The sequence below is a fragment of the Blautia sp. KLE_1732_HM_1032 genome, assembly GCF_025147905.1.
GTDB classification, from domain to species: domain Bacteria; phylum Bacillota; class Clostridia; order Lachnospirales; family Lachnospiraceae; genus Blautia_A; species Blautia_A fusiformis.
The window spans coordinates 2,127,560-2,144,668 of the sequence record NZ_CP102266.1 but is presented as its reverse complement, the minus strand read 5'-3'; the positions used below and the strand labels follow the sequence as shown (position 1 = coordinate 2,144,668).

Sequence of the window (17,109 nt, the reverse complement as noted above, 5' to 3'; positions counted from 1 at the left end):
AAAGCGGAACAAAAAGATCACCGCTTTCCATCACCGTATTGTATCCGCAGAAAACGCCGGGAAATGCTGTATTTCCGGAAATATTCACAAAGCGGAACGGTAACAAGGAGGAGAAGAAATGAAAAACAACAGATTTACAACAGCACAGCTTACATTACTGGGCCTGATGGCAGCGATCCTTCTGCTGATGGCCTACACACCACTGGGATATCTGAACATCGGGCCACTGGCCATTTCCTTTAACGTGATCCCGGTAGCCATCAGTGCAGTCGTCCTTGGACCTGTAGGAGGAGCCGTGGCAGGTGCGATCTTCGGCCTGACCAGCTTTCTCCAGTGCATAGGAGTAGGCGGCTCCAGCGCAATGGGAGTTGTGCTTTTCGGTATCAATCCGGTATTTGCCTTTATCCAGCGCTTCATCCCACGTCTTCTGGACGGTATCTGTCTCGGATATATTTTTAAAGGCATGCGAAAGGTCAGCAATACCTATGTGGCATGTGCAGTAACCGGATTCTTTTCCGCATTCCTGAATACACTGTTCTTCATGGCAGCACTTGTAGGACTGTTCGGAAATACCGATTATGTAAAAAATCTGATGGGCGGTCATAACATCATCATCGGCTGCTGTCTTATGGTAGGGATCAACGCAGTATGCGAAATGATTTCCTCCACAGTGATCACAGGAGCAGTGGGAGCTGCACTTTCCAAGGCACATCTGATCCCATCTGCACAGATCAGTCGTAAGAAGACAAAAGCATAAAGACGGGGAAAATAAAATTATGATATTAGCAATTGATATTGGAAATACCAACATAGTCGTGGGCTGCATCGATGATCAAAAAACATACTTCATCGAGAGACTTGCTACCGTAAGAACAAAAACAGAACTGGAATATGCCGTAGACCTGAAAACCTTACTGGAAATCTACCACATCAAAAAGGCAGACATAGAAGGCTGTATCATTTCATCTGTAGTCCCGCAGATCACCAACATTGCCAAGCTGGCAGCAGAAAAGATCCTCAAAAAAGAAGTCATGGTCCTGGGACCCGGAGTAAAAACAGGTCTGAACATCATGATGGACAACCCCGGACAGCTGGGCGCGGATCTTGTGGCAGACGCTGTGGCAGGATTAAATGAATATCCGGTTCCGTTTATTGTGATCGATATGGGAACCGCCACTACAGTGTCGGTTGTCAACAGCAAAAAGCAATACATTGGCGGAATGATCCTTCCTGGCATCGGAATATCCCTGGATGCACTGACAGCCAGAGCATCCCAGCTCAGCGGGATCAGCATCGATGCCCCGAAGCATGTGATCGGGCGCAATACCATCGAATGCATGAAAAGCGGCGTGCTCTACAGCAATGCAGCAGCCATCGACGGGATCATAGACCGGGTGGAAGAAGAGCTTGGTGAGAAAACAACCGTGATCGCAACAGGCGGTCTTGCAAAAAAGATCATTTCTCACTGTAAGAAAGAAATCATTCTGGATGAGGACCTTCTGCTCAAAGGACTCCTTGTGATCTATAAAAAGAATAAATAAAAACAACAAAAAAATCAGCTGCCGGTGCAGGAAACACCTACCGGACAGCTGATTTTTTTACTGTAGAAATGCTCTGCGGAAATCCTCAGGCACAGGTGCAAGGAAACACATAGGCTCCCCGGTGATGGGGTGAGCAAATTCCAGCTGGAAGGAATGCAGGGCCTGGCGTCCGATCCGGTCAAAAACCGGATGATACAGAAAATCCCCCGGCAGCGGACAGCCGATATACTTCATATGCACCCGGATCTGATGAGTCCGCCCCGTATCCAGATGCAGCTCCACAAGAGCATATCCGTTGCTGACTGCAAGACGCTCATAATGAGTCACGGCAGCCTCCCCACGCTCAAAATCAACCTCCCTGGTGATCACAGAAGCATCCATTCTCGCAACAGGAGCGGAGATCGTCCCCCTTTCCGGCGGGATCCCGTCAGTAAGTGCAAGATAGGTACGTCGGATCTGGCGCTGCTTCATCTGGGCAGAGAGAAGAGCCCCGCTCAGAGGGTTCTTGGCAAGCACCAGCACCCCGGTGGTATCCCTGTCCAGCCGGTTGATGCAGCGGTAGACAAAAGCCTTCCCCTGCTGCTTATAATACCAGGCAACACCGTTGGCAAGCGTATTCTCGTAGTTCCCGGCAGAAGGATGCACAGGCATATCAGCAGGCTTGTTTAGCACAAGGATATCCTCATCCTCATACAGGATATCCAGAGGCAGCGGCACCGGAATAATGGAAGACTCCGATCCGTCCCCGGCCTCCTCCGGAACAAGGATCCGAAGAACATCCCCCTCCCTCAGGACTGTTCTGCCAAAAGCCGGCTGCCCGTTTAGCAGGATCGCCTGCTCCGCCCGCTTCATAGTAGTCAATATATGTTTGGAAAAACCCTTCTTCCGAAGAAATCCAAGAACATTTTCCCCGGAATCCCCGGTTGAGATCGTATAGGTAATAATTCTCTCCATAGAAAAAAATCCTTTTCTGAAATTTAGCAGGCCAAAAGCCAGATCGCGCGGCCTGCGAGTATAGTATAGCATTTGGGCATGGAAATGTCGATTAGACATAAAAAAAGAGCTGGTACAAGAGGAAATATCCTTGGACAGCTCGTGGATTATGGGATTTGTGTCGCTTATTATCTTCATTAGTCACAGACCAAAAAAGATATATTTTACAGCCATATGTAAGGATACCATTGATATTTTCCTTTGTCAAGGCGTGCCAAAGACATGAAGCATGCTAATAATGTCGTTTTTTAAGCATCATATGCAGTCGTTTTCTATCAAAAAGTGAATAAACAGTCTGATAATCATCGAAATCTAACATTAGTGGTCACAAAAAGTGGTCACTTTTTTCTTGCGTAAATCCGCGTAAAATCAATACTTTTCAAGCTTTTTTCCTTTTTCTTTCCAATTATTAGTGGTCAAAATCGTGGTCAACTGTGCCGAAAAAAGCAGCATTTAACAGTGTTTCAAGCTCTTTTTCGCTAATGAAGATATTAAGCGATACCTGACAGCAGAAAGAGATGCCATGAAAACAGGATACAGTATCAAAACATGGAAAATGCGGCTCTTTTGTCCGGAAAAGCAGATGATCGAAACAACCGAAGCCCTGTATCAGGAAGCCGTAGCCTTTTACTATGAGCTCCTGAAAGAAAGCGAAGAGCTCTGGACCGAAAATCTGCTAACCATCCAGGGATATCTGGAAAAACTCACTGTTCCCGGAAGAGACGGAAGAGAACCAAAGTACATCCCGCCAGGCGGAAAGCTCCCCGTTTACTTTCGGAGATCTGCCATGAACAAAGCTGCAATGGCAGTAAAGACCGCAGCAAGTGCAGAAAGCTTCCCCGAAAAGATCGATGCCAACATCACCTTTTTCAAGGGAATGTACAGAGACCTGACAGACACCTCCGTAGTGCTGAAGCTCTGGAACGGAAAGAAATGGATCTGGGTACTCTGTGGACTTACAGGACGCCCCTTTCCCAAGGAAGCAGCGATCCTTTCCCCTACACTGGTCCATGAGGAAAAATGGCTCATGTTCCATGTACCTGTCAAGCAGGAAAACTCCGATGCCCGGACAGCAAAGGAACGAATGCAGGAAGGCGCCAGAGTATGCAGCGTCCGCTTTACCAATACGGACAGCTTTGCAGTATGCACAGTTCTGGATGAAGGATTCAGGCAGCTGGCTGTAAAAAACTGCAGAGGCGGAAATGCATACCGACATCATTGCAAAGCTTTGATGAAAAAAGTAGAAGCATCCAGGGCATTTACCGATAAAGACAACGTCAGTCAGCCAAACAGGAAATATTACATGCATCTCAAGCACCTGAATGAACATTATGCACATCAGGTCAGCAAGGAGATCATAGAATTCTGCAAAGAAAAACACACCGGGATACTGGTACTGCCAGAGTATGATGAAGATTTTTCCAGGATATCCATGTACAGAAGCGGCAATTATTCGCCCCTTCACTTAAGTATCCGCATTCGGAATTATCTGAAATACAAAGCCTGGGCAGAAGGAATCCTGGTACTTGAGCTGCGCGCCGACGGAACAGAAAAGCAATGTTCCATCTGCGGAGCCACCGGAAAAAAACAGGGCAGCATATTCATCTGCCAGAACGGCCATCAGGTCAACCGCTTCCTGAACGGCGCCCGAAACCTGGGCCGTAAATGCCAGGAAAGCTTCCGGAAAAACAACAAACCAAGTTAATAAGCGGCAGGAATGCCTCTTATATATAAATGCTGAGCAATCAGCAAGAGAGGAAGCGCCAGTGACGCCTCCTTTCCGGTTGAATACCGCCAGGCGGCCCAACGCAGGCGTCGCCGAAGAACTGTGCCTTGTGGTACGGGGTGTATTCGAAGTTATAAGAATGTGAAATTGCTGAAACTTGGCCTGGGCTGAGTTCAGTATATAGATGTTAAAAAATGAGGATGGAACAGAGATATGGATTCTAGAAAAGAAGTACAGCATGTATATTTGGTTGGTGCAAAGAGTTTAGGTGCATACGGGGGATATGAGACCTTTGTATACAAGCTTACAGAGTATCATCAGAATAAGGAAAACATCAAATATCATGTTGCCTGCAAGGCCAATGGTGATGGCTGCATGGACGAGAACAAATTTGAGGGTGTGACAAAGATTAACGACCATGAGTTTGAACTCCACAATGCCCATTGCTTTAAGATCAATATTCCACAGATCGGGCCTGCGCAGGCAATTTATTATGATGTTGCAGCGTTGAAAGCATGTTGTGAACATATCAGGAAAAATCATATTCCTCATCCGATTGTTTATATAATGGCTTGTCGTATAGGACCTTTTGCAGGCCATTTTTATAAAGAAATACATAAATTAGGCGGCAAAGTATATTTAAATCCAGATGGTCATGAGTGGATGCGGGCAAAATGGTCTGCACCGATCCGGAAATATTGGAAGATTTCCGAACAGATGATGGTTAAATATTGTGACCTGGCTATCTGCGACTCTGTGAACATCGAAAAATATATCCATAAGTGCTATGACGGTAAGGGTATTAAAGGTAGAAATCCGAAAACCACGTTTATTGCTTACGGTGCAGATTTGACACTTAGCAAGCTGGCTGACGATGATGAAAAGCTTGTGAGCTGGTATAAAGAAAAAGGATTGAAAAAAAAGAATTATTACCTTGTCGTCGGTCGTTTTGTACCAGAGAACTCTTTTGAAGTTATGATCCGTGAGTTCATGAAGAGTAATAGTCAGAAAGATTTTGCACTGATCACAAATGTTAACGATAAGTTTCTGAATGAACTGGAGGAAAAACTGCATTTCAAGAGTGACGATAGAATTAAATTTGTTGGCACTGTATACGATCAGGAATTACTGAAAAAAATTCGTGAGAATGCATATGCATATTTCCATGGCCATACAGTTGGTGGTACCAACCCTTCACTGATTGAGGCTCTTGGAAGTACGGACTTGAATCTGCTGGTTGATGTTGGATTTAATAAAGAGGTTGCAGAAGATTGCGCGTTATATTGGAGTCGAAAACAGGGAAGTCTTGCAAAATTAATAGATAAAGCAGATCAGATGAGTGCTGATGAAATAGCAGAAATGGGTCGGAGAGCCAAGATGCGTGTGGCAGAAGAGTATACGTGGGATAAAATCTGTGGACAGTATGAAGAAGCTTTTGTGAATGGGGAGAACTGACTATGAAAATATTGGCAATACACAATTTCCATAGAAAAGGTTCAGCAAGTGGTGATGATCAGGTATTCAAGAGCGAAACTGCGTTGCTGGAAAGTCACGGAAATCAAGTGATTAAATATACGGTTTCAAATGATGAGTTCGACAATGCAGGATTGATTGGAAAGCTATCGGCAACATTTGGAATGCTGTGGAGTTCAAAAAATTACAGAGCAGTACGACAAATGATTGAGAAAGAAAACCCGGATATTGTACATATTCATACTTTTTTTCCATTACTTTCACCATCAATTCTGTATGCAGCTAAACGAAGCGGAGTGAAAGTTGTAGCCACATTACATGACACCCGTTTTGTTTGTCCATGTTCAACATCTCTGAGAGGAACAGAACTGTGTAATGAATGCGGCGATGGAAAGTATTTTCGTATGTGCAAATACGGGTGTTTTAAAAACTCCAGATTGCAGAGTTTTATTGTGGCAGGAATTTTTACCTATCATCGTATAAGAAAAAGCTTTTACAAGCAGATTGATCGTTATATTTGTTTAAATGAAAATCAGATTCGACTTCTGACAAATATAGGATTTGATAAGAATAAAATTAGTAAGAAATACAATTTTGTACCTGATGCAGAAGCAAATCTCAAGGCGGTAAAAGTTGAGGGTTTGCCAGAGCGGTACGCTGTTTTTTATGGTCGTATTGGTGAGGAAAAAGGTATTAGAATCCTAATGAAGATTTGGGATAAGTTACCTGATATTCCTTTGGTCGTAATGGGTGGAGGTCCACTTGAAGAAGAGTTTAGACATTGGGCAGACGGACACGACAATGTTTACTTCCTTGGATATACGCAGCACGATAAATGCCTATCAATTGTGAAGGGTGGAGAATTTGTAGTTTTTCCATCCATTTGGTATGAAGGTTGTTCTATGGTTGAAATCGAAACAGAAAGTCTTGGAAAAGGTTTGATTGCTACTGATCTTGGTTTTTCAACAGAAGCAATCGAAGATGGAAAGAATGGCTACAAGATAAAATTAGGTGATATTGAAGGCTTTCAGAAATGTATCGTTGAATTATGGAGTAAGCCAGAACTGATTTCTGAAATTGGAAAAAATGCACGGTTGGATTACGAGCGAAAATATAGACCGGAAGATAATTATGAACAATTGATGGAAATTTATAAAAAAACAATGGGGCAGTAAATATGAATACTTCTAGAACATCGAGTGTTTTTTGATACGATGAGAAGAATTAAGAGTCAGGGTTTTCAATAAAAAAGTATCACTAATGAAGATTATTGCTAGTTTGGAAACATTATGACGATACTGAACATTGTCACAATTGTAAAAGATAGCATTATTGATACAGGAATATTGGTGACAAAGGATGTTCCTGCAAGTAGTGTTGTTGAAAAACGGAAATAATTATGAGGAAAAGGCGCTAATGAAATTTGCTTATTTAATTATTGTACATACACGATTTGATCAAGTAGCAAAGCTTTTAGAACTGCTTGATGATGAAAAAAATGATCTTTATGTTCATATTGATGAAAAAGTCGCGAATTCATTTGATATATTTCAGAGAACATTAAAACCCTCTGTACAAAAGTCGAAAATTTATTTGGTTAATCCGCATAATGTAACGTGGGGAGGAAAGAGCCAAATTGAGGCAGAATTGGAACTTTTAAAAGCTGCTATAAAAGGAAACTATGATTATTATCATTTAATCTCCGGAATGGACCTTCCAATAAAGACACAGAAAGAAATACATGAGTTTTTTGAGAATAATAAAGGAAAAGAGTTTATTCATTTTAGTACTAACGAAGATGCAAGAAAACGATGCCAATATTATTGGCTTTATCAAGAAAAATTGGGAAATGTGGCGAAGGCAGGAATTCTCAAAAAAACATGTAATAAATTGCGATTGCTAAGTATTTTTGTTCAGAAGTTGATGGGGATAGATAGAGTAAAAAAATACGGTATATATGAAAATGTAGCAATTGGAAGTAACTGGTTCAGTATTACAGATTCATTAGCACGGTATGTGGTATCTAAGGAGCAAGATATTTTAAAATGTTATAAAGATACCTATTGTTGTGATGAAGTCTTTTTGCAAACTCTTGTTTATAACAGTTCATATAAGAATAATCTTTATTCTTATATTATAGATGACTATCATGCGAATATGCGTGATATAGATTGGAAAAGAGGAAGACCGTACACTTGGAGAAATACAGATTTTGATGAACTTATGGCATCTGATTATTTATTTGCAAGAAAGTTTGATGAGCAAATAGATGATCAAATTGTTTATAAAATTTATATGAGGTTAAAAAGCAAATGATTATTACACAAACACCATTCCGCATGTCTTTTTTTGGTGGCGGAACCGATATGGAGAGTTTCTTTATGGAACACGGCGGAGCTGTTCTGTCGACCACATTTGATAAATACTGTTATGTGAATGTACGTCATTTACCTCGGTTCTTTGATTATTCTACAGAATTATCATATGCAAAGACAGAGCGTGTGACGAATATTGAAGATATTCAGCATCCAGCAATTCGAAATGCAATGAAGATGTTAGACATGCATGAGATTCGTCTTACCTATGAAGCAGATCTTCCGGCACGTTCTGGTTTGGGAACTTCTAGTTCTTTTGCTGTAGGAATGCTGAATGCTTTTTATGCGTTAAAGGGCAAATATGCCGATAAGAAGAAATTGGCAGATGAAGCTATTTTTTTGGAGCGTAATTTGTGCCAGGAAGCAGGTGGCTGGCAAGATCAGATTGCCGCATCGTTTGGCGGTTTTAATCGTATCAATTTTAATGCCAATGGTTATGAAGTTCTACCGGTAATCATCTCGCCTGAGAGAAAAAAACAACTCAACCAGAATTTAATGATGTTCTTTACTGGTTTTACTCGATTTTCTTCTGATGTTCAGAAAGCAAATGCATCAGGTAAGGTTGATAAAACAGCTCAACTAAAAGAAATGTTGTCATTGGTTGGTGAAGCAGAGAAGGTACTAACTGATAAAGCGAAGGATATTGATGATTTTGGTAGACTATTGGCTTATACTTGGGAGTTAAAACGACAGACAGGAACGGCGATTTCTACAAACTGTATCGATCAATTATATGCGAAGGGTATTGCTGCAGGTGCTTTGGGTGGAAAACTTCTGGGGGCTGGTGGCGGAGGATTTCTAGTATTTTATGTGCAACCTGAACGGCAGGAAGCTGTTCGGTTGGCAATGCGTGACCTATTATATATTCCGTTTAAATTTGAAGATGGTGGAACACGTGTGATTCATTACACACCAGAAGATTATGCACCGAGGGATTAAAGAAATGAAAACAGTTATTATGGCAGGTGGACAGGGAACCCGTATTTCTTCTGTGGCGAAAGATATTCCTAAACCAATGATAAAAATTGAAGGAGTTCCTGTACTTGAAAGAGAAATCGAATGTTTAAAGAATCAGGGATTTAATGACATTATCATTACTGTGAGTCATCTGGGAAATATTATCATGGATTATTTTGGAGATGGTACCGGGATTTCTCCAGTGACAGGCAAACCTTTTGGCGTACATATTGAGTATTACTTTGAAAAAGAGCCGCTTGGTAATGCAGGTGCACTGTTCAAAATTAAAGATAAGTTAACATCAGATTTCCTCCTTTTAAATGCAGATGCGATTTTTGATGTGGATTTTAACCGTTTTGTAAATTTTCATCAGAGACATGGTGGATTGGTTACACTTTTTACACATCCGAATAGCCATCCCTATGATAGCGGATTGATTATTGCAGATAAAAGCGGTGCAGTTGAAAAATGGATAGCGAAAGAAGATGAACGACCACAGTATTACAGAAATTGTGTAAACGCAGGACTGCATGTCATCGCCCCTAAAGTTTTGGAATTAGCTAATATTGATGCTGATTCAATAGGTAAGATGGGAGAGAATGGTAAACCTATAAAGGTTGATCTGGATAGGCAATTGCTGAAACCATTAGCAGGAACTGGAATGATGTTCTGCTATGCTAGTCCAGAATACGTTAAGGATATGGGTACTCCGGAGCGGTATTATTCAGTATGTGCAGATTATAAAGAGGGAAGAGTGTCAGGTAAAAATCTAAAAAACAAACAGAAAGCAATATTCCTTGATCGTGATGGAACTATCAACAGGTATGTTGGATTTCTTCGGAATATAGATGACTTTGAATTGATTGATGGCGTTGCTGCAGCAATTCGTAAAATCAATGAGGTTGGATATCTGGCTATTGTAGTGACAAATCAACCGGTTATTGCTCGAGGTGAAGTATCTTTTGAGGAACTGGAAGAAATTCACAATAAGATGGAGACGATTCTTGGAAAAGAAGGAGCATATCTTGATGCAGTTTATTATTGTCCGCATCATCCGCATAAAGGATATGAAGGAGAACGTTCGGAACTAAAGATTAATTGTGATTGTCGTAAACCGAATCCAGGAATGTTATTAAAAGCAGCAGAGGATTTTAATTTAGATTTGGCACAATCGTGGATGATAGGCGATAGTGAGAGTGATGTCAAAGCGGGCATTAATGCTGGATGCAAGACAGTATTGCTCAATAATAAGGATGAAGACTATGGGCAGAGCATTACTGTAGATTCTTTGAGCAAGTTTGTAGCTAATTATATATAATGGGGCAAATGTGTGAGGGAGCAAATGAAAGAGTTGAAGAGAAATATAGAAAAATATATTACTGTTCTTTGCGAGAGATATCCCGTGCTGAAGAGTGTAGAAAATGAAATTTTTGAAGCATATCTTCTACTAGAAGAATTGTATAAAAATGGTGGAAAACTGTTAATAGCTGGAAACGGTGGTTCAGCGGCTGATGCAGAGCATATTGTAGGTGAGCTAATGAAAGGATTCAAGCTTTCTAGAAAACTGCAAGCGGACTTTGCAGATAAACTAATCAAAGAAAATTTTGAGTTTGGAACAGTACTAGCGGAAAATTTACAGGGAGCACTTCCGGCTATTGCTTTGGATGGTCATCCAGCACTTTCTACTGCATATATGAATGATTGTGAACCAATTCTTTGCTTTGCTCAGCAAGTTTACGGCTATGGTAAGGCAGGAGATGTATTTTTAGGTATTTCTACGAGTGGCAATAGCAAGAATATACTGTATGCGGCAACTACTGCGCGTGCAAAAGGTATGAAAGTAATTGGTTTGACAGGGGCTAAAAATAGCAAATTGGATCAGATGTGCGATGTATGTATTAAGGTTCCGCAAACAGAAACTTACAAGATTCAAGAATTGCATCTTCCGGTTTACCATTGCTTGTGTTTAATGCTTGAGAACGAGTTTTTTGAGAAAGGAAATTAAAATGAGAGTAGTATTTATATCACAGGCAGTTTTAAATAAGAATAATGGAGGCGGGCAATTTGTAAGGAGCTTGAGTGGTTTATTACGAAAGGCTGTTGGTGTTGACAATGTAACTGTCATTTCATTGCCCGACCAGAATGATACTGCGCTGTATAATAGAGTAGAAAAGAACCTTATTATTTACGAGGATTCTCCTAGCAAAATACAAATGGCGAAAAATGTCTTATCTGGATGCCCTAAATGGGTGAGCACAGATATATTTGAAAAGATAGTGGATTATATTAAGAAAGAGAAATTTGATTTCGTTTTTCTTGGTTTTTCTACATATGAGTACTTGATAAAAAAGATAAAAAAAGAAACAGGACTGCCAGTGTTTGTTATGTATCAGGGAATAACACCAAATACTAAAAAGTCTAGATTGGTTGGAGCATCCTTAATTCAAAAAATTAAAGCCTATCCATCATATCAGATGGTTTTAAAGAGAGAACGTATAAATGCAATGTTAGCGGATTGTAATATTGTTCACAATAAGAGAGAACGGGATGCTTTTTATCATTACTATAAAAAAGAACCGGAAATGTATTTGCCTGTATTTATAGCAGACAAGTTTAGCGATTATAAGGGGGAAAATCCCGGTTATAGCGATTTTTCACTTCTTTTCATTGGCAGCAATTTTGGACCTAATTTATCAGGACTCAAATGGTTTACTGAAAACGTGATGATCAAATTGCCTGAGGGAATTAGCTTATACATTGTTGGTCAAGGAATGGAAGTACTTAAAGAAGAATCAACGTATCAAAAGAAGAATATTCACATTATTGGAGAAGTTGAAGACCTTGCACCGTGGTATTATTATGCAGATCTGGTTGTAGAACCGATTTTTGAAGGTGATGGAATGAAGACAAAGACCGTTGAGGCAATGATGTTTGGAAAAACAATTCTCGGTTCTGATGAAGCTTTTTGTGGATATGAGGGATTAAATAATTATTTGTGCAATACAGCAGAGGAATTTATTAAGCGAATAACCGATTATAAACAGAATGGAGTAGAAAAGTTTAATAAAGAAATCCGGGCAATTTATTTAGATAAGTACTCTGAGACTGCTGTTTTGGATACGATGAAAGAAGCAATAAGTAAATATGTCGGTGATTAATAGTAAGCTATTACATACCGGTGCGAGAAAAAATCCAGTGATGTGAAAGGTTGAAAAAAATCTAAAGTGATACGCAGGAGATGAGTAGATCTGTAACTGGAGATAGTTTCCAAAATCAATTGTAACTGAAGAATGAATTAATGATATTTATAAGTAGTGTATTTATAAGGAAAGTATGAAAATAGTATTTATTATTTTAAATTACAATACATTTCAAGAAACAAAAGACTGCGTGTTGTCTATTGAATCTAAAGTTGACACACAAAATTACAAGATAGTAATTGTAGACAATCTATCGACGGATGATTCTGCTGATAAGATAGAAAAATTCATTGAACAAAAAAACAACATGATTTTGATTCGAAATACAGAAAATCTGGGATTTGCAAAAGGAAATAATGTTGGCATTGAATATGCGAAGAGAAATTATAAACCTCAGTTTATTGTGGTTTTAAATAGTGACACTGAATTGATACAGAACGATTTGGTAGAAAAGCTGGACAATGAGTATAGAAATAGTGAATTTGCATTACTGGGCCCATTAATTCTTACGGCAGATGGTCGATGTGATAATAGTCCACATTATCCTCCCACCGTTGAACATATTCAAAAAGAACTTAGAACATTTATAAGAGAAGAAAAAATTATAAAGAGAGGTTTATATAGACCTTATTGTGGGATTAGATTTTTGAGAAATTTGGTTCGGTATAAAATACTTAAAAAAGATACGCCGTTACATCGAAATATGGAATTCTATCAATATCAAAGGCAGGTGGTTCTACAAGGATGCTTTCTTGTTTTTTCTGAAAAAGCATTTGAATATATAAAAGGATTTGACGAAAGAACATTTCTATATTATGAAGAACCGATTCTATATTTGAGTTTGATGAAACATGAACTAATTACAGTTTTTGATCCTGAAATTGTAATTTATCATAAGGAAGGGCGTTCGACCAGTTCAGTCGCAAAAAAGAATAAAGATAAATTATTATTTATAAACAAGTGTTTTCAGGAATCAGCAAAAGTAGTATTAGATGTTTTAAAAGCAATTTAACGGAGGCGAAAAAGTGAAGCCATTTAAAATTAAATATATAGACATTGCCTGCTTTTTTGCAATATTATTTCCTATCATGCCGTCATATTTTGAAATAGGTGGCATTTCAATTATAAATATACTGTGCGTATTTGTAATTCTATTAGGGCTGCTAGGTGGTGTGACCAGGAATATTGGATGTGTTAGTACTGATAAAATAATAATATGTGTATGGGTATTATGGGAAACAATAATTTGTTTTTTTCATGGAAGTATTATTGGTGCGGTTGTAAATTTGTTATACATTATTGCGGTTATATTTGTGGCAAAAAGTATAAATACTTTTGAGAAAATTGATAAAATAATTGATTGTATAATATACGTTGCTGGGATTATTTCGATATTTGGCTTAATTGAGTCATTGACCGGATTTAATGTTTTTTCACTATTGAATACTTCAGGTTTAAGTTTAAATTATAATCCACCGCGTTTTGGATTGACGCGTATTATATCGTCTTCTGGACATGCAATTGAGTATTGTTTGTACTGCATGATGTGTATGACGTTAACTTTTTATAGAATTATAAATATGAAAAAATCAAAGAAAAAAAGAATGTTCGTTTTGATTTATTGTTTAGCTTTTGTTAATGCAGTACTTACATTGTCAAGATTCTCTCTTATTTGTTTGCTTATTTGCCAAATTGCGATATTATATGCAAGTGGATTTAACTATTTTCTAAAAACAATGTTTAAGGTTCTAATAGGAGTAGTTTTTACGATAGCTTTAATAAGTGTTTTTGTGCCAGAAGTAAGAAATGCAATTCAAATGATACTATATATGTTTTTAGCAATATTCAGTGAAAATTATAAAACATTAATTGCAAGCTCTTTTGGAACTGATAATTTATCTGCTTTCGGTAATAGATTTGATTTATATGGTTGGGTTTGGAATGATATGAAGGGACATTATTTTCTAGGAATGGGACCTAATGTTGAATTTAATCATGCCTTTACAGAGTATAGTGGAATATATAGTTGGACAACTATGAAACATAGTATAGAGGTTAATTACCTGAGTATTTTATGGAATTATGGAATAGTTACGTTAATATTCGAGTTAATTTGCATTATAAAAATAGTCATGTATGAATTGCGAAGCAAGAGGACGAAATTTGAAGGAAGGTTATCTTTTGGAAAAACTTGTGGAATACTATCAATTTGCTACATTATAAGCTGGTTTTCAATAGCACAAGGAACGGAGTATAAACTGTTTATTTTGATTACCGCTTTGTTCTTTTCGTATAGACGTTTAAGCAAGAATAGACGTGATGAAATAAAAATAGATTAAGAAAATTAGTTTATTATCGTTGAAACCATTAAATGTCTTCGAGCATCTAAATTTAAAAAATGAAACCTTTTAAATTTTGAATTTGATTAATAAAGAATTTGTAGATAAAAAAGGAGGTTAAGTTGTGAAGAATAGATTGATAATTGGACTTGAAGGTGCCGTGATTAATAATGGCAATATGGGATGTGTGGCATTAACATGTTCGATTCTTAATATGCTCGAGAAAATTTCTAAAGAATTATCAACTCCGATTACTTATTTTGTTTTTGAAGGCGAAGAAAACTCTGTAAAAAATAAAAATATTTGTAAATTATTACAAATACAAGAAGAACAGATTTATTCTGTGCCAACAAGACATTTATATAGAATTCGTTCCATGATTCGACATCCTATTAAAACAGAAAAGACAATACACAAAATGAGAAAATGTGATGTCTTTATTGATTTAACAGAGGGAGATTCGTTTTCAGATATTTATGGTCAATACAGATTTAATGGGGGTACTAATGTTAAGCTTTTAATCGAAAAAATGGGTATTCCATTAATACTAGGTCCCCAAACGTACGGTCCATTCAACAAAGAGTGTAATAAGAAAAAAGCGAAAAAAGTTATTGAATCTGCTACATGCGTTATGGCGAGAGATCAAATGTCAGCAGAGTATGTGGCAAATTTTTCAGAAAAAAAGATTTATGTGACAACAGACTTGGCATTTAGTCTCCCCTTTCATAAAGCTGCAATAGGTTCTGACGGAAAAATAAAAGTAGGATTAAACGCCTCCTCTCTTTTAGTTAAAAATAAAACTGAAAGCACAGAAACAAAATTTAAACTAAAAACAAATTATGATCAATACTTACGAGAGTTACTTCAGCTACTTACTGCAAATAAAAAATATGAAATATATATTATTCCACATGTAGAAAGAGATGCAGGAGATGAATTGAAAAAGGAATTTCCAAATTTGCATTACCTTGAACCATTTGACAATCCGATTTCTGCGAAAAGCTTTATTTCTCAAATGGACATATTTATCGGAGCAAGAATGCATGCAACAATTGGGGCATTTTCCGCTGGGGTTGCCACAATTCCAACTGCATATAGTAGAAAATTTAAGGGTTTGTACGAAAGTTTAGGATATAAATATGTTGTTGATTTGGCAGAATTAAATACACATGAAGCGGTGGAATTAACTGTGGAATATGTGAAAAGATACAAGGAGTTGAAATTAGATGTTGAAAGATGCAGTATTAATGCTGAACAGAGAACAGCATTAACTTATCGTATTCTATATGAACAGCTTAAAGAAATTCTTGCATAAAGTTGAAGGATGAAATGGTATGATGGATAAACAAGTTAGTGAATATTGTACAGGATGTGGGTTGTGTGCATGTCAACACAAAGCAGTTTTAAGAAAAGATGAAAAAGGTTTTTTGTATCCTGAATCTGGAGACAAAGAATGGTTGAAAAAAGTATGCCCTACAATGTCATTCTTGGAATCAGATAGAGATATAAATAAAATATGGGGAAGAGAAGAGGGAGTGTACCTAGGTTGGTCGACGGATTCTTCGTTGAGAGAAAAGGCTTCTAGTGGAGGGATTTTGACTGAACTAGCCAGTTTTTTGTTAGATGAAAAGAAAGTAGATTGTGTAATTCATATTTGCAAATCGACAGATAATCCAACTAAGACTGAAATCTGTTATAGTTATAATAGAGAAGAATTAGAAAAAAGGTGTGGTTCACGGTATGCTATATCCCACCCTTTAGCTGAATTGGACAAAATTGATTTTGAAAAGACTTACGCTTTCATTGGTAAGCCTTGTGATATTGTTGCATTAAAAAACTTTATGAAATTGAATCCTAGACTAGAAAAAAACATACTATATACAATGTCTTTTTTCTGTATGGGGTTACCTAGTGAAAAAGCACAGGAAAATCTTTTACTTCAACTAGGGTGTGAAACAAATAGTTGTAAGGATCTCCAATATAGAGGAAATGGTTGGCCGGGTTTTACTACGGCAGTTGATGAAAATGGTAAGAATTACAAGATGGATTATGATACATCATGGGGAAAAATTTTAGGCAGAGATTTGATGCCGGCGTGTCGATTCTGTTTGGATGGAATTGGTGAGATGGCCGACGTTGCTTGCGGAGATGCGTGGTATTTGACAGAGAGTGGTCAAGCGGATTTTTCTGAGCATGCTGGTCGCAATGTTATTTTTGCGAGAACAAAGAAAGGACTTGAGTTGATACGTAAGGCACAAGAAAAGCAGCGTATTGAAACGAAAGAGTACAATAATTATGAAAATAGTTTAATAAAGATTCAGAAGTCTCAATATGAAAGAAGAATAGCTATGCGTGCAAGAGTTCTAGCTTTGAAGATAATGAGAAAACCTTACCCGGTATATTCACATAAGATTTTAAAAAAGTATGCTTCTAAGTTGACAAAAGGAAAGCAATTAAGAATTTGTTTAGGAACATGCAAGAGAATAATAAAAGGAAAGATATAGT

The 17,109-nt window shown here is 37.9% G+C and carries 15 protein-coding genes; 14 read left to right on the top strand and 1 reads right to left on the bottom strand.

The window, feature by feature from the left end; genetic code table 11:
* Window positions 1-118 precede the first annotated feature (118 nt).
* On the top strand, window positions 119-757 hold the full coding sequence (locus NQ489_RS10280; RefSeq protein WP_021651709.1) for an ECF transporter S component: 639 nt from the start codon (window positions 119-121) through the stop codon (window positions 755-757).
* Between the two features lie 19 nt (window positions 758-776).
* Window positions 777-1,541, top strand: coding sequence for a type III pantothenate kinase (locus NQ489_RS10275; RefSeq protein ID WP_021651710.1), 765 nt, complete (start codon window positions 777-779; stop codon window positions 1,539-1,541).
* A gap of 57 nt (window positions 1,542-1,598) precedes the next feature.
* Here NQ489_RS10275 and NQ489_RS10270 read toward each other — a convergent pair whose 3' ends face one another.
* Window positions 1,599-2,495 carry an RluA family pseudouridine synthase gene (locus NQ489_RS10270; RefSeq protein WP_044961603.1) on the bottom strand — a complete coding sequence of 299 codons (897 nt, stop codon included), beginning with the start codon at window positions 2,493-2,495 and terminating at the stop codon, window positions 1,599-1,601.
* Window positions 2,496-3,057: 562 nt separating this feature from the next.
* Here NQ489_RS10270 and NQ489_RS10265 point away from each other — a divergent pair.
* The 12 genes from NQ489_RS10265 (at window position 3,058) to NQ489_RS10210 (ending at window position 17,108) form a co-directional block, all read left to right on the top strand.
* Window positions 3,058-4,239 (top strand): zinc ribbon domain-containing protein, encoded by a 1,182-nt coding sequence (locus NQ489_RS10265; protein WP_021651713.1) that lies wholly within the window; start codon window positions 3,058-3,060, stop codon window positions 4,237-4,239.
* A gap of 234 nt (window positions 4,240-4,473) precedes the next feature.
* On the top strand, window positions 4,474-5,715 hold the full coding sequence (gene cps2T, locus NQ489_RS10260; protein WP_021651714.1) for a beta 1-4 rhamnosyltransferase Cps2T: 1,242 nt from the start codon (window positions 4,474-4,476) through the stop codon (window positions 5,713-5,715).
* 2 nt (window positions 5,716-5,717) lie between these two features.
* Window positions 5,718-6,908, top strand: a complete 1,191-nt coding sequence (locus tag NQ489_RS10255) for a glycosyltransferase family 4 protein (protein WP_021651715.1) — start codon at window positions 5,718-5,720, stop codon at window positions 6,906-6,908.
* Window positions 6,909-7,149: 241 nt separating this feature from the next.
* Window positions 7,150-8,049, top strand: a complete 900-nt coding sequence (locus NQ489_RS10250) for a beta-1,6-N-acetylglucosaminyltransferase (protein ID WP_044961610.1) — start codon at window positions 7,150-7,152, stop codon at window positions 8,047-8,049.
* Window positions 8,046-9,047: a GHMP family kinase ATP-binding protein gene (locus NQ489_RS10245; RefSeq protein ID WP_021651717.1), complete on the top strand. Its 1,002-nt coding sequence runs from the start codon at window positions 8,046-8,048 to the stop codon at window positions 9,045-9,047. The genes NQ489_RS10250 and NQ489_RS10245 overlap by 4 nt, the downstream gene beginning before the upstream one ends.
* Window positions 9,048-9,051: 4 nt before the next feature.
* Window positions 9,052-10,383 carry a D-glycero-beta-D-manno-heptose 1,7-bisphosphate 7-phosphatase gene (gene gmhB, locus NQ489_RS10240; protein WP_044961612.1) on the top strand — a complete coding sequence of 444 codons (1,332 nt, stop codon included), beginning with the start codon at window positions 9,052-9,054 and terminating at the stop codon, window positions 10,381-10,383.
* A gap of 24 nt (window positions 10,384-10,407) precedes the next feature.
* On the top strand, window positions 10,408-11,070 hold the full coding sequence (locus tag NQ489_RS10235; protein ID WP_021651719.1) for a D-sedoheptulose-7-phosphate isomerase: 663 nt from the start codon (window positions 10,408-10,410) through the stop codon (window positions 11,068-11,070).
* Between the two features lies 1 nt (window position 11,071).
* A complete protein-coding gene (locus NQ489_RS10230) occupies window positions 11,072-12,223 on the top strand; it encodes a glycosyltransferase (RefSeq protein WP_044961605.1) in 1,152 nt (383 codons plus the stop codon).
* Window positions 12,224-12,398: 175 nt separating this feature from the next.
* The gene (locus NQ489_RS10225) at window positions 12,399-13,277 is read left to right on the top strand and encodes a glycosyltransferase (RefSeq protein ID WP_021651721.1); all 879 of its coding nucleotides are present in this window, start codon (window positions 12,399-12,401) and stop codon (window positions 13,275-13,277) included.
* A 13-nt stretch (window positions 13,278-13,290) separates the two neighbouring features.
* Window positions 13,291-14,604, top strand: coding sequence for an O-antigen ligase family protein (locus tag NQ489_RS10220; RefSeq protein ID WP_021651722.1), 1,314 nt, complete (start codon window positions 13,291-13,293; stop codon window positions 14,602-14,604).
* 124 nt (window positions 14,605-14,728) lie between these two features.
* The gene (locus tag NQ489_RS10215; RefSeq protein ID WP_021651723.1) at window positions 14,729-15,919 is read left to right on the top strand and encodes a polysaccharide pyruvyl transferase family protein; all 1,191 of its coding nucleotides are present in this window, start codon (window positions 14,729-14,731) and stop codon (window positions 15,917-15,919) included.
* 19 nt (window positions 15,920-15,938) lie between these two features.
* Complete coding sequence (locus tag NQ489_RS10210) at window positions 15,939-17,108, top strand: Coenzyme F420 hydrogenase/dehydrogenase, beta subunit C-terminal domain (protein WP_021651724.1); 1,170 nt, start codon at window positions 15,939-15,941, stop codon at window positions 17,106-17,108.
* Window position 17,109: the final 1 nt, after the last annotated feature.

Bases quoted from the DNA above. Each gene is read 5' to 3' on its own strand.
- NQ489_RS10255 (WP_021651715.1), top strand. From the start codon at position 5,718: ATGAAAATATTGGCAATACACAATTTCCATAGAAAAGGTTCAGCAAGT.
- cps2T (WP_021651714.1), top strand. From the start codon at position 4,474: ATGGATTCTAGAAAAGAAGTACAGCATGTATATTTGGTTGGTGCAAAG.
- NQ489_RS10210 (WP_021651724.1), top strand. From the start codon at position 15,939: ATGATGGATAAACAAGTTAGTGAATATTGTACAGGATGTGGGTTGTGT.
- NQ489_RS10250 (WP_044961610.1), top strand. From the start codon at position 7,150: ATGAAATTTGCTTATTTAATTATTGTACATACACGATTTGATCAAGTA.
- NQ489_RS10270 (WP_044961603.1), bottom strand. From the start codon at position 2,495: ATGGAGAGAATTATTACCTATACGATCTCAACCGGGGATTCCGGGGAA.
- NQ489_RS10280 (WP_021651709.1), top strand. From the start codon at position 119: ATGAAAAACAACAGATTTACAACAGCACAGCTTACATTACTGGGCCTG.
- NQ489_RS10275 (WP_021651710.1), top strand. From the start codon at position 777: ATGATATTAGCAATTGATATTGGAAATACCAACATAGTCGTGGGCTGC.
- gmhB (WP_044961612.1), top strand. From the start codon at position 9,052: ATGAAAACAGTTATTATGGCAGGTGGACAGGGAACCCGTATTTCTTCT.
- NQ489_RS10225 (WP_021651721.1), top strand. From the start codon at position 12,399: ATGAAAATAGTATTTATTATTTTAAATTACAATACATTTCAAGAAACA.
- NQ489_RS10265 (WP_021651713.1), top strand. From the start codon at position 3,058: ATGAAAACAGGATACAGTATCAAAACATGGAAAATGCGGCTCTTTTGT.
- NQ489_RS10235 (WP_021651719.1), top strand. From the start codon at position 10,408: ATGAAAGAGTTGAAGAGAAATATAGAAAAATATATTACTGTTCTTTGC.
- NQ489_RS10230 (WP_044961605.1), top strand. From the start codon at position 11,072: ATGAGAGTAGTATTTATATCACAGGCAGTTTTAAATAAGAATAATGGA.
- NQ489_RS10245 (WP_021651717.1), top strand. From the start codon at position 8,046: ATGATTATTACACAAACACCATTCCGCATGTCTTTTTTTGGTGGCGGA.